Annotated in this window: 10 protein-coding genes; 3 read left to right on the top strand and 7 right to left on the bottom strand. The window is 60.6% G+C overall.

Annotation, left to right across the window (positions count from 1 at the left end; all coding sequences use genetic code 11):
* Window positions 1-22 precede the first annotated feature (22 nt).
* The 6 genes from IEX36_RS05085 to IEX36_RS05060 form a co-directional block, all read right to left on the bottom strand.
* Complete coding sequence (locus IEX36_RS05085) at window positions 23-1,759, bottom strand: glycoside hydrolase family 28 protein (RefSeq protein WP_229668726.1); 1,737 nt, start codon at window positions 1,757-1,759, stop codon at window positions 23-25.
* 318 nt (window positions 1,760-2,077) lie between these two features.
* A complete protein-coding gene (locus IEX36_RS05080) occupies window positions 2,078-3,535 on the bottom strand; it encodes a sulfatase-like hydrolase/transferase (protein ID WP_229668725.1) in 1,458 nt (485 codons plus the stop codon).
* A gap of 57 nt (window positions 3,536-3,592) precedes the next feature.
* Window positions 3,593-4,144: a hypothetical protein gene (locus tag IEX36_RS05075; RefSeq protein WP_229668724.1), complete on the bottom strand. Its 552-nt coding sequence runs from the start codon at window positions 4,142-4,144 to the stop codon at window positions 3,593-3,595.
* 6 nt (window positions 4,145-4,150) lie between these two features.
* Window positions 4,151-4,621, bottom strand: a complete 471-nt coding sequence (locus IEX36_RS05070) for a hypothetical protein (protein ID WP_188758196.1) — start codon at window positions 4,619-4,621, stop codon at window positions 4,151-4,153.
* Window positions 4,622-4,645: 24 nt separating this feature from the next.
* Window positions 4,646-6,022: a tetratricopeptide repeat protein gene (locus IEX36_RS05065; RefSeq protein ID WP_188758195.1), complete on the bottom strand. Its 1,377-nt coding sequence runs from the start codon at window positions 6,020-6,022 to the stop codon at window positions 4,646-4,648.
* Window positions 6,023-6,199: 177 nt separating this feature from the next.
* Entirely contained in the window at window positions 6,200-7,309 is a 1,110-nt protein-coding gene (locus IEX36_RS05060) for an NHL repeat-containing protein (RefSeq protein ID WP_229668723.1), read from the bottom strand.
* A 150-nt stretch (window positions 7,310-7,459) separates the two neighbouring features.
* Here IEX36_RS05060 and ruvX point away from each other — a divergent pair, with 150 nt between their 5' ends.
* The 3 genes from ruvX (at window position 7,460) to efp (ending at window position 9,021) form a co-directional block, all read left to right on the top strand.
* Window positions 7,460-7,915 (top strand): Holliday junction resolvase RuvX, encoded by a 456-nt coding sequence (gene ruvX / locus IEX36_RS05055; RefSeq protein WP_188758194.1) that lies wholly within the window; start codon window positions 7,460-7,462, stop codon window positions 7,913-7,915.
* Window positions 7,916-7,950: 35 nt separating this feature from the next.
* The gene (locus IEX36_RS05050; RefSeq protein ID WP_188758193.1) at window positions 7,951-8,100 is read left to right on the top strand and encodes a hypothetical protein; all 150 of its coding nucleotides are present in this window, start codon (window positions 7,951-7,953) and stop codon (window positions 8,098-8,100) included.
* Window positions 8,101-8,445: 345 nt separating this feature from the next.
* Complete coding sequence (gene efp, locus IEX36_RS05045) at window positions 8,446-9,021, top strand: elongation factor P (protein WP_188758192.1); 576 nt, start codon at window positions 8,446-8,448, stop codon at window positions 9,019-9,021.
* A gap of 24 nt (window positions 9,022-9,045) precedes the next feature.
* Here efp and uvrA read toward each other — a convergent pair whose 3' ends face one another.
* Window positions 9,046-12,057 (bottom strand): excinuclease ABC subunit UvrA, encoded by a 3,012-nt coding sequence (uvrA, locus tag IEX36_RS05040; protein ID WP_188758191.1) that lies wholly within the window; start codon window positions 12,055-12,057, stop codon window positions 9,046-9,048.
* Between the last annotated feature and the right edge of the window lie 5 nt (window positions 12,058-12,062).

The following is a 12,062-nucleotide window of genomic DNA, read 5'->3' as shown; positions in this document are numbered from 1 at the left end:
TAGAGAGTGAGCTTCGCAGTGATTAGCTGCGAAGCTTTACTGTTTCTGGTGACGCGCCACTGTTGAACGTTACTGGTGTTGTGACGAGGGCCAGGTCGCCGCCATCTACGATGACGCCTTTGCTGCGAGCGCCTTCGGTTGCGAGGAAGACTTTGGTTTCGGTCAGCACGCGAGGGGCTGTGAGCAGCACCTGTTGGCTGTTGATGATGCGTAAGGCAGACTCTGCCTTTGCGTCGGCATCGATGCTAAGGCCCATGACGGAGCAGTCGGTAATGTTGTCGAAGATGACGGCGGGGCGAAGGTCTTGTGACGCGACCTGAAGGCGCACGTTTGAGATGGTGAGGCCACGAACGCCTCGAGCGTAGAGTCCGTAAGCGGGCATTGGTCCCAGCATGAAGTACTCGCCTGCGAACTCGGGAAGATCGCGGCGGGCTGCGTCCTCGGCTGTGCCGCCTCCGCCGAAGGTAAGATGGACGTCCGAGAGGGAGACGTTCTCCATCGTTGCGCCGCCAACGCAGTTGAAGACGATGCAGGAGTGCTTTTCGCCGGGGTTTGCGTTGCTGGTGACTCGGGACTCGTCAATTTGGCCCGGGTTTGTTGTGACGGTGCCGTGGATGTTCGAGAAGGAGACATTGCGCAGGACTGCAGGGGTGGTGGATTCGCCTGAGTGCGCGGTCATCATATCGTCGCGCACTGGCGTGCCGGGCGGAGTGTGACGCGGCGCGCGCGGACCAACGCCTACGTGGATGGGACCGGTCACGTCGTCGAGAACAAGATTGGAGAAAGAGATGTTTTCGTAGCTTGAGCCGGGATTGCCCTGGAACTTGATGGGGCAGCCGTAGACCTGATGAAGCACGCAGTTGGAGATGGCGATATCTCTCACCTGTCCGCCGCCGAAGCGGAAGACGGACCAGCGTGTGCTGAAGGTGCTGTTGGTGATGGTGACGTACTGGCAGCTTCCGAAGAGTGCGCAGGCGTCGTCCTGTGAGAGCACGATGCAGTTGCTGACGGTGAGGTATTGTGCGCTGATGAAATGGAAGCCGTCGTTGTTGCCGTTGACGCGGTTGTGAATGTAGAGGCTGTCCATGTGCACGCGTTTGGACTCGATGACGCGGACGCTGTGATAAGCGCAGTCGATCAGGTCGAGGTGGCGTATGGTGAGACCTTCGCATTGGTATGCCAGGACATGATAGGGACGCTTGCTTCCGCCGATGCCGCTGGGAGGGAGCTGACCGCGCACGGGCGAGTGGAATTGATAGCCCTGGCCGTCGATTGTGCCCGGGCCTTCGATGGTTACGTTCTTCGCGTGCACGGCGTATAGGAGTGCCCAGTTGCCGTCGACAAGCGTGGTGTCTCCGCTGAGTGGAATGGCATCGACAGCGTGATACTGCTTGCCGTCGGCGCTGCCCAGTAGTGTGCCGCCTGCCGCGATGCGCAGGGTTACATTGCTCTTGAGTTCTACGGAGCCGATCTGAAAGCGACCGGCTGGGATGAGGACGATGCCTCCGTTGTCCTGGGCGCAGGTGTTGATGGTGCGTTGCACGGCTGCGGTGTCGATGGAGACGCCGTCACCTTTTGCTCCGAAGTCGCGCACGTTGTAGACGCGCGCTCCGAAGTCGTTGTTAGAGTGAGAGCTTAAGGGTGAAGCCACGGCCTGATCGGGCAACATGCCTGCTGCGGCGGCTCCAGCAAGTGCGGTGACAGGAGCTTTGGTGAGCCATTGGCGGCGTGTCCATAGACTGTTCTGTTCAGAATGCATGTGGCTTCACTCCTGATATTAGGTTGTCTTTCATCGCGGCTCGCGTCAAAGAGGCTTTTGGCGCCACGCAGTATTCATTTGCAAAATTATTATTCAATATACTAAAAAATGAAAACTTGTCTCAGCCAATGCTTCGATCAGAGCGTAATTTTTTGAGGAGCAGGCTCTGTGCCGAGTCGGAGCACGAACGGTGACGCAAGGGATACTCATGCGGCTCAACGTAGAAGGACCACGTGCAGATGTCGGTCATAACATCTACATGTGGCGCTTGTATCAGAGTCTACTTCGGGGAGTTTTGATGGTTCTAAATGAGTCTTTTTATGGGTAGAGTTTCGCGGGACGGATCTCGGGTTCGGGTTCACCGGCGTAGGTCAGGAGTTTTTTAAGTTGCTCGCGGAGTTCGTCTGCCTGTTTGCGAAACTCTTTGCGGCCAGCCAGATTGGTTTGTTCGTATGGGTCGTTACGCTGGTCATACATCTGATACTCCTGATAGACCGGTGAGGCAGGCTGGTTGGTAGTGCCGGTGATTTCGGCGATGCAGTAGGTCCAGTCCGGTGTGCGGATGGCGCGGCCTGTCATGGACTCGCTGATCTGAAGCAACTGCTGGTTGGGCCACGCGGCGCGGGCTTTCTGGTCACGGATGAGTGGCACGAGGCTGTGGCCTTTCATGCTGGAGGGAGCGGATGCTCCTGCGATTTCGAGGAGTGTTGGAGCGATGTCGATGATGCCGCACATCTGGTTGATGCGTTGCGGTGTCTCGAAGCCGGGGCCGTGGATGATGAGCGGGATGCGCGATGAGGCGTTGTGGACGCTGCGCTTGTACTCCTTGTTGCGGGTTTCGAAGTGGCAGCCGTGGTCGCTGATGAAGACGAAGATTGTGTTGGAGGCTAGACCCTGTTCGTCGAGCGTCTTCATGATGCGGCCGACTGAGTTGTCGATGCTCTCGACGGCGCCGTAGTAGTCGGGTAGCTCTTGCTGCCAGTTGCCTGGGAGGTTGCGAAGGTCGGGCGGGACGTAGGAGTTAGCGAAGCGCTCGGCTGAGCCGTTGGGGCCGATGATGCGGTTCTGCATGTCGTTCTGCTGGTGAGGTTCGAGCTGCGAGACGAAGAGGAAGAAGGGCTTCGTGTGCTTCTGGCGGAGGAAGCGCTCGGTGCGATCGGTGATGAAGTCGACGCGGTACTCGTCCTTGTAGGTGATCTCGTGTCCGTCGCCGTCCCAGATTGAGCCGTAGTAGGGATGCGAGGTGTGCTCGAGTTCGTTTGCGCCTTCCCAGAGATCGAGGAAGCCTCCGCGGTATTCGGGACGGACGAAGCCGGGACCACCGCCTTCGGCTATCGTGTGCGGGGCGAGGTGCCATTTGCCGATGAGGTTCGAGGTGTAACCGGATTTGCGGAGTTCGCCTGCGAGCGTGGGGAGTGTCTGGCTGAGTGGAAGGCCGTTGCGCCAGACGCCTGTCTCGGTGGCGAAGCGGCTGGTGAAGAGCACGGAGCGAGCGGGTGCGCAGACGGGTTGGTTGGTGACGGCGTGCGTGAAGAGGGTGCCGCTGTTGGCGAGTGCGTCGAGGTTCGGCGTGTGCGCGGAGCCGTTGAGCTGGTTTGCGCCGAGGAAGTCCCAGCGGAACTGGTCGGAGAGGAAGAGGATGATATTGGGTTGAGAGGGTGCAGCTGGCGCTGGCGTTGCTGTGGCGGTGTTGCCGAGACCGAGGGCTGCTCCGGTTGCTGCTCCGGCGAGTAGGAATTTACGTCGGTCGATCTTCGAGCTGCGTTGCTGCGCCATGCAGAGGTTCTCCTGTGCTTACCTTATCAGGGTGCATGGCTGCGAAGAGCGTGCGCGTCAGCGAGGGATGTCGATCTCGCCGGTCTTGTTTGCTTTCGGTGGAGGATGGTCTTTGAACCAAGTCTTCTGGCTTTCGACGAGTCCGGTTGCGTCGTCGTGAACGTCGCGGATGGTCTCGAGCGCGAGCTTGCGGGAGACGTTGTAGGTCTCGTCGTCAGGTGGCGACTTGATGGCAGATGACCAGCGCTCGGTGGCTTCGAGGAGCTTGGGAAGAGCCTTGCGAATGTCGCGGTGGTCGTTCGAGTAGTCGTCGAGGTTGTCTTCGAGCTCGTTGGCGATGGAGTTGAACTGGTTGAGCAGATCGTGCGTGTCGTCTTCGCGTCCGGGCTTGCGCGGATGAGCGTAGAGGTCCTGAATGGCTTTGACGCGCTGATCGAGGAGCTTGATGAAGAGCTCGACTCGCTGTTGCGGATAGTAAGCGGCGTCGCGAAGCTCTTCTATTTCTCCCTGAGTGAGCGAGTGATCGTCGTCCTGCGCGCATGCGCGATGCGGAAACAGAAGCAGCGCGAAGGAGACGAGCGCGAGGCTGAGAGCAGAGCGTAAGGACATGCGTAATTAGTGGTTGAAGACCTGGTCGAGGAGCTGGTTCTGAACTCCGTTGAGCTGCTTGAGTGTTGCCTGCAAGTTGGCTCGATCATCTCCTGAGGTAAAGTGCAGGGCTTCAGTGAGGTGAGTTGTTGTGCGGTCCATCAGGATCTCTGCGTTCTTGAGGCGCTTTGTATTTTTTGCCAGACTTGATTCGATCAGGTGTGCGTAGTGACTAATTTGCTTGAGCGTGAGGGCGGCTTTGTCGTCGTCTCCGTTGGCAATCTGGTGGACTGCTACGTCGGTCATGGAGTGAATGAGTTCGGCGTAGAGGTAGCATTGGTCACGCGGATTGGCTTGTTGAGCGCGGAGTTCCATTTGGGCTAATGTTTGTGGGTCGGGCGGGTTTTCGTCGATGCTGGCGGCGGAGACTCGGGGGGCAAATATCAGCAGGAGAACTGGTACGAGGATGAGCGCGGGCGTTCTTGCGATCGACTTCATAACGCACCTCGAAGGAGCGTCAGATCAGTGCATGTGATCGAGGGTGATGAGGCGGTGGCGGGCCTCCCACTCCTCGTCCGGATATTTGCCTCCAGCCACGGAGAGAAATTGCCTGTACAGGTTAGACGCTTGTTTAACCTGTTTTAGTTTGTCGTACGCCGTAGCCTCGAGGAACAAACTCGATGGCGACGGTGGCAGAACTGTAGCACGAACCTGGAGCGCCTGCAAGGTGGTAGTTGGGTCATTATTGGCCGAGGCGGCGAAGGCTAAGTGACTGGCTGCCAAGGCAAGATCGTTGTTGTTCGAGTAAGCGGACGGTCTGGCCAGGGCGGCCTTGAGGATGGATTCAGCTTCGCTGAAGTTTTTGAGGTGGATGAGGGTGTCGGCGCGGTCGGTGACGAGGGTCGGGTCGGAGGGATTGGCTGAGATGAGGGCGGCGTAGAGGGGATCGGCCTTGTCGAACTGGCTGTTTTCGGCGTAGAGGCGGGCGAGCAGGCGGGTGAGGTTCGGGTCTGCTGGGTTGGCGGAGTGGAGTTTTTCCGCGAGAGGCAGTGCCTTTTCGGGCTGGTTTTGAGACTCGTAGAGACTGGCTAACTGGGCGTTGAGCGTGGGATCGTTGGGGGTCTTGTTCAGTGCGGCGGTGAGGAGGGTTTCGGCGTCGGACGGCTTCTTCTCGCGGATAAGAATATGGATGAGGGCGGCGGTTCCCTGGGTGTTCGCGGGGTCGGTAGCGAGCAGGCGGCGGTAGGCGGATTCGGCGGCGGCGAGGTCCCCGGAGGACTCGGCGATCTCGCCGGAGAGGAGGATGTCATCCGGGGTCTCCGGGGAGAGACTGAGCGCGTTGAGGAGCTCGGCGCTGGCGTCGGCTGGGCGCGCGGTGCGATCGATGCGGGCGAGCGCCCGGTAGGCGTGGGCTTTGAGGGCCTGATTGTCGGTTTTGAGCGCGACGGCGCTGGCTAGCTCGGCGCGGGCGTCGGTGAGGTTGCCTTCGCGGGCGAGCAGGAGGCCGAGGGCGAGGTGGGGATCGAAGTAGGTTGCGTCGGCGGCGATGGAGCGGCGGTAGGTCTGCTCGGCGGTGGAGGTCTGGTCGAGCGCGTCCTGGGCGGAGGCGAGGTCGTAGAGGATGTGGGCGTCGGTTGGGTTCTTTTCGGAGAGGGTGGTGAGGAGCTTGAGGGCGGTGGAGTAGTCCTGGTGGTCGAGGGCTTCGGTGGCCTGGGCGCGGAGCGGGTCCTGCGCGGCGGGTTGGGGCTGGGAGGTGGTGTCGATGGCTCCTGCGGGGAGTTGGGCGTAGAGCGGAGATGCGGCGAGCAGGGCTGTGGAAAACGCGAGGGCGAGGAGCCGGGTGCGGGGTCTCGGCGGGGTGGAGTTCCGGTGGCTCTGGCGGTCTGGCGACTGACGCATCAGTGGGGTACCCCCTCCCCGTACTTAAGTACCAAAGTATTCAAAACAAAAGTTATAAGTCGCGGTACTTTGTGGTGGTTAAGCGGGGAAGCCCGGCCAGAGTGACCGGGCTTCGCTCAGCTTTTCCTTAAATTCAGGATATCAGGCGCGTCAAGGGAACGGCTGTGGAAAAGTTGCCTAATTCAGGAGGTTGAAGGTGTTGGTGGCGTCGTCTACGAAGTAGACTCCGGCGGAGGTTACGCCGATGCCAAACAATGCGCCTGCTCCTGGGGGAGGGCCTCCTGAGTTGTCTACGAGCTTGACTGCGACCTGCTGGCCGGTGCTGGGATTGGTTTCAACGAGGTTGCCGTCGTTTCCGTTGGCCGTGATGATGTCGTGGTTTGGAGCGAGGGCGAGGCCGAGTGGGTCGTTGATCGCTCCGCCTTGCGATACCGTGACGCCTCCGTGCGATGGTAAGTTGCGGAAGAGGGCATTGGGGATGGCGGCAATCCGGTTGTTCAAGCTGTCGGCTACGTAGAGGGTTCCGGTTGAGTCATCGAACGCTGCGCCGGTGGGGCCGATGACGAGCGCGGCTGGGTCGGTGCGCTCGGAGAAGCCATCGGCGATGACGGTGCTGTCGAGTACGCGGGGCGCAGCGTCGTCGAAGTCGCCGAGGAGAATGCGGACGACAGTGCCGTGATGGACGACTTTGCCGCCTGCCTTGACGGTGTCGTTGAGCACGTTGGTGACGAAGAGGGCTGCGAGCTGGCCGCCGTCAACGGCGGTCATGTCCCATGGGCCGTTGAGGTGGTTGCCGGTAATGGTTTTGACGACACGGCCTGTGCTGTTGAGAACGATCAGGCAACCGGAGCCGATGGTCGCGGAGGTGCCGTCGGTTGTGGGCAGGCTGCCGACGACGACGAAGCCGCTGCGCAGGACGACGAGAGCGGTTGTGAGTCCGACTCCGCCGGGGCAGGAGGTGGTGGTGGGATCGATTTGTGCGAAGAGGCTGAAGGAGCCGCTGGGCGTAATCTGCACGATGGTTGTGCCGGTGCCTTGCAGGTTGCCGGCATTGTTGAAGTTGCTGATGAGGAAGTTGCCTGCGACGAGGTTGCCCTTGGACTGGGGAATGAGGGCTACGCCGTATGGGTTGACGTCGCCGTTGGTGGGGATGGTGGAGCTGAGTATGGTGATGGTGCTGAACCCGCCGATAAACGAAGCTGCGCGTGCGGGGAGGGCTGCTGTTGCCGCGATCAAGGCGAGCAGACCGAGCAGACCGACTTGGGGAGAAGTCTGGTGTCGTTGCATGTCTAGCCTCCTTAAGGCTTGTGCGTGTGCAGTGCATAGTCACGGTAGGCTGCTGGTGGAAGGAGTGTTGTCAGGAAGATGTCTGATTGTTGTAAATTTTCGGCGGCGATGTGGCGTCGCGTGGAGTGGAGGCTCGCATAGACTTGGGGTATGGCGAGCGGACGGGTGATGGGGCTGGATGTGGGGAAGGTGCGCGTGGGCGTGGCGCTTTCAGACCCGCTGGGGTATACAGCGCAGCCTTTGATGACGCTTTGGCGAAAAGGGCGCGGCGAGGATTTGCGGAGCCTGATGCGGCTGGTGCGGAAGCATGAGGTTACGGAGATTGTGGTGGGGAATCCGCTGCATCTTTCGGGCGACGTGAGCGCGTGGGCGAAGAAGGTGCAGGAGTTTGCCGCGGAGTTGCGGGAGCGGTCGGGGCTGCCGGTGCATCTTTGGGATGAGCGGCTGAGTTCGGTGGCGGCGCACGAGATTCTGGATGAGGCAGGTCACGGGAAGCGCGATCGGAAGCATCTAATCGATCAGGTCGCCGCGGTGGTGATTCTGCGCGGATGGATGGAGGCAAGAGAAGGGACCGCGAAGCGCGATCAAGCCAGCCCTGGGCCATAGGGCGCGAAGTATCAGGCGGAATCGAGGTGCTTGCGATGACGGAATTTGATCCGGAACAAGGCGCGGATGAGAAGAGCTTTGAGAACTGTTGTGATACGTGGTGGGACACGTGGTGGCTGCTGCTGCTGATTCTGTTTGGCGTGGCGTTTGTATGGGTGCTGGTGGCGTTTGCGCCAGTGGGGTGAGCGGCTCGGTTGATTCCCGATGCGAACTTCGGAACTTTGATTGTTCGTTGGAGCATTCTCAGTTAGCATTTGAGCAGGAGGATGCTCGATGAGTGCGTCGCATGGTTCGGGATCGTGGATTGACGAGTGGTTTATGTTTCTGGTGATTTGCTTCGGATTGACGTTTCTTGCGGTGCTGGTGACGTTCGCGCCGATTCAGTAGTTGAGGTTGAGAAGAAAAGAGTGGCACGGCTATGGCCGTGCCTTTTCGTTTGTGTGATTGCGTGTGATCGAGTGAGGGTGTGCCTTGTTGGTTGAACACCTATACTTGAATGTGGCAGTGATTACTGGTTTTCTGAGGAGTGTATGGCCGCACTGATTGAAGCGATCAATGTGAAGCGCAAGATGGTTTTTGAGTTTGAAAATACCCCGTTCTACTGCATGGACGCTGAGGTGAGTTCTCCTACGGCTCGCGGCGGACAGACGCTGGTGCGACTGAAGATGCGCAATCTGCTGACGAGTGCCGTTTTCGAGAAGACATTTAAAGCGGGCGAGAAATTTAAGGAGCCGGACCTGGTGCTGGTGGAGGCGACCTATCTGTATAGCGATGGCAGTGGCCATCACTTTCTGGACCAGGAGAGCTTTGAGACGCTGACGCTGAACGACGCGATGATCGAAAATGCGCGGGATTTTTTGATTGAGGGGATTCTGATTCAGGTGCATAAGTACAACGGCAATCCGATAGGGCTGCAGTTGCCGGTGTTTGTCGACCTGGATGTGAAGGAGACGGAGCCGGGCGTGAAGGGTGATACGTCGAGCGGCAGCGTGACGAAGGTGGCGAAGCTCGAGACGGGACTGGAGATTCGCGTGCCGCTGTTTATCAAGGAAGGCGAGAAGGTGAAGGTGTCGACCGAGACGCGGGAGTTTGCGGGACGGGCGTGAGCGCGCAGCGATGCTGCGGTCTGGTTATGCGGTGGTCTGAAGCTCTGGCTCCGGTTTTGGTGCGTTGAGATCGAGAACCGGGGCGAGCCAGTGGCCTGTGTGGCTGGCTGGATTGGCGGCGATCTCTTCGGGTGTGCCGATGGCTACGATCTGGCCGCCGGCGCTGCCGCCTTCGGGGCCCATGTCGATGACCCAGTCGGCAGATTTGATGACGTCGAGATTGTGTTCGATGACGAGTAGTGAGCCGCCGCCTTCGATGAGCTTGCGGAAGGCTGCGAGGAGTTTGGCTACGTCGTCGAAGTGGAGGCCGGTGGTGGGCTCGTCGAGGATGTAGAGCGTGCGCGAACGGGCGCGGGCTGCGGCTTCGCTGCCGGTGCGTGAGGTGTTGGCGCGAGCGGTGGCAAGATGCGCGGCGAGTTTTACGCGTTGGGCTTCGCCGCCGGAGAGTGTGGTGGCGGATTGGCCGAGACGGACGTAGCCGAGGCCGACTTCGTCGAGGACATAGAGTTTGTCGACGATTTTGGGATGGCCGGCGAAGTGGGTGAGCGCTTCCTTCACCGTCATGTTGAGCACGTCGTGGATGTTGCGGCCTTTGTACTTGATGTCGAGGATGGCGGGTTTGTAACGCGTGCCGCCGCACTCTTCGCAAGGGAGCTCGATGTCGGCGAGGAACTGCATCTCGACGGTGACGGTGCCGTCGCCTTCGCAGACGTCGCAGCGGCCGCCGGGGACGTTGAAGGAGAAGTGGCCGGGGCCGTAGCCGCGGCGTTTGGCGTCGGGCTGCGCGGCGAAGAGGGCGCGGATGTCGTCGAAGGCTTTGATGTAGGTGACGGGGTTGGAGCGCGGAGTGCGGCCGATGGGGGACTGGTCGACGAGGACGACGTCGTTGAGGTGGTGCGTGCCGGTGAGCTCGCGGTAGAGGTAGGTGGGGTCGCCTTCGGGCTGGCCGTCCTGATTGAGCGCGCGCGTGAGGGCTCGGTAGAGGACTTGATGGACGAGCGTGGATTTGCCTGAGCCGCTGACTCCGGTGACGCAGACGAGCATGTTGAGCGGGATTTCGACGTCGACGCCACGCAGATTGTGGATGCGCGCGCCGGTGAGTTTGAGGCGCTCGCGGCTGGGCTCGCGGCGGTGTTTGGGGACTGGGATGGTGAGGCGTCCGGAGAGATATTTTCCGGTGATGGAGTTGGGATTGCGTGTGACTTCGGCGACGGTGCCGGAGGCGAGGAGCTGGCCGCCGAGCTCGCCGGCGCCGGGGCCGAGGTCGAGCAGGTGGTCGGCGGCGCGGATGACGTCGGGGTCGTGCTCGACGACGAGGATGGTGTTGCCGAGGTCGCGCAGGTCTTTCATGATGCGGATGAGCTTGGCGGTGTCTCGGGTGTGGAGGCCGATGGAGGGTTCGTCGAGCACGTAGAGCGCGCCAACTAAGCGCGAGCCGAGTGATGTGGCGAGCTGGATGCGCTGGGATTCGCCGCCGGAGAGTGTGGAGCTGAGGCGGTCGAGCGTGAGGTAGTCGAGGCCGACCTGGTGGAGGAAATGGATGCGCTGGCGGACCTCTTCGAGGATCTTGCCGGCGATCTCGGTTTGTGCGGGCGAGAGGTTGAGCGAGTCGAAGAATTGCTGCGCTTCGGAGATAGTGAGCGCGCTAACTTCGCAGATGTTGCGGTTGTTGATGAGGACGGCGCGGGCTTCGGCGCGGAGACGCTGGCCGCGGCAGTCGGGGCATAGGGCGTAGCCGCGGTACTTCGAGAGGAAGACGCGGACGTGGAGTTTGTACTTTTTGCGCTCGAGTGCGGCGAAGAAGCCGCGGATGCCGGGGAAGGAGCCGCTGCCGTCTTCGATGAAGCGCTGCTGTTCGGGTGTGAGATCGTACCAGGGGACGTCGGTGGGGATGCCTGCGGCTTTGGCGGCGCGGATCATCTCGCCGTGGTGCGGGCGGTACTTGGCGCCGTTCCAGGGGGCGATGGCTCCGTTGGCGAGCGACTTCGATTTGTCGGGGATGATGAGGTTGGGGTCGAAGTCGATGGTGTTGCCGAAGCCCTGGCAGCGTGGGCACGCGCCGTAGGGATTGTTGAAGCTGAAGAGGCGTGGCTCGGGCTCGCGATAGGCTCGGTGGCAGGTGGTGCACTCGAAGGCTGCGGAGAAGCGGAGGTTCTGCGGCTTCTCGTTCTCTTCACGCGGGACGGTGTGGAATTGGATTTCGCCGGACTCGCGGTAGCCGGTCTCGATGGCGTCGACGATGCGGGAGCGGATGTCGGTGCTGAGGGCGAGGCGGTCAGCTAAAACGAAGATTGGTTGCGTGAAGTCGAGTTCGAGGAGGGATTCGGGGGTGGAGAATTCGACGACGTTGCCGTTTTGATAGAGGCGGTTGTAGCCACGGCGGCGGAGTTCGGTGAGGCGCTCTTTGAGGGAGTCGGAGACCGAAAGACTTAACATCGATGACACCGATTCCACCGATTTCTTAGAAGCGGATTTTTTTGCGGCGGACTTTTTTGGTTTGGGTGTGGACTCCTCGGTGACTGCTTCGGTGGATGCTGCCAGCATCGGTTCAAGTTTGACTTCGGTGCGGACGATGGGGAAGAGTGCGTAGACGCGTGTGCCTTCTGGCAGCGCAAAAAGCGAGGCGACGATCTCGTCGACTGTGTCGTGCTTGACGATGCCGCCGCAGTGCAGGCAGGTGACGGTGCCGCAGCGTGCATAGAGGAGGCGGAGGTAGTCGTAGATTTCGGTGGATGTGGCTACGGTGCTGCGCGGGTTGCGGGTCTGATTTTTTTGTTTGATGGCGATGGCGGGGGCGAGGCCGTCCATGTGCTCGACGTCGGGCTTTTCGATGCGCTCGAGGAACTGGCGGGCGTAGGCGGAGAGCGATTCGACGTAGCGGCGCTGGCCTTCGGCATAGACGGTGTCGAAGGCGAGGGAAGATTTGCCGCTGCCGCTGACTCCGCTGACGACCGTGAGGGCGTTGTGCGGGATGTCGACGTCGATGCCCTTAAGGTTGTGGGTGCGGGCTCCGCGGATTGTGATCTGGTCAGGCATGAAGG

Source organism: Edaphobacter acidisoli, assembly GCF_014642855.1.
GTDB classification, from domain to species: Bacteria; Acidobacteriota; Terriglobia; order Terriglobales; family Acidobacteriaceae; genus Edaphobacter; species Edaphobacter acidisoli.
The sequence above is the reverse complement of the archived record's forward strand: the minus strand, read 5'-3'. Positions and strand labels throughout refer to the sequence as shown.

Coding starts and splice junctions, on each gene's coding strand:
- IEX36_RS05070 (WP_188758196.1), bottom strand. CDS start 4,621: ATGAAGTCGATCGCAAGAACGCCCGCGCTCATCCTCGTACCAGTTCTC.
- ruvX (WP_188758194.1), top strand. CDS start 7,460: ATGGCGAGCGGACGGGTGATGGGGCTGGATGTGGGGAAGGTGCGCGTG.
- IEX36_RS05050 (WP_188758193.1), top strand. CDS start 7,951: ATGACGGAATTTGATCCGGAACAAGGCGCGGATGAGAAGAGCTTTGAG.
- IEX36_RS05080 (WP_229668725.1), bottom strand. CDS start 3,535: ATGGCGCAGCAACGCAGCTCGAAGATCGACCGACGTAAATTCCTACTC.
- IEX36_RS05065 (WP_188758195.1), bottom strand. CDS start 6,022: ATGCGTCAGTCGCCAGACCGCCAGAGCCACCGGAACTCCACCCCGCCG.
- efp (WP_188758192.1), top strand. CDS start 8,446: ATGGCCGCACTGATTGAAGCGATCAATGTGAAGCGCAAGATGGTTTTT.
- IEX36_RS05060 (WP_229668723.1), bottom strand. CDS start 7,309: ATGCAACGACACCAGACTTCTCCCCAAGTCGGTCTGCTCGGTCTGCTC.
- IEX36_RS05085 (WP_229668726.1), bottom strand. CDS start 1,759: ATGCATTCTGAACAGAACAGTCTATGGACACGCCGCCAATGGCTCACC.
- uvrA (WP_188758191.1), bottom strand. CDS start 12,057: ATGCCTGACCAGATCACAATCCGCGGAGCCCGCACCCACAACCTTAAG.
- IEX36_RS05075 (WP_229668724.1), bottom strand. CDS start 4,144: ATGTCCTTACGCTCTGCTCTCAGCCTCGCGCTCGTCTCCTTCGCGCTG.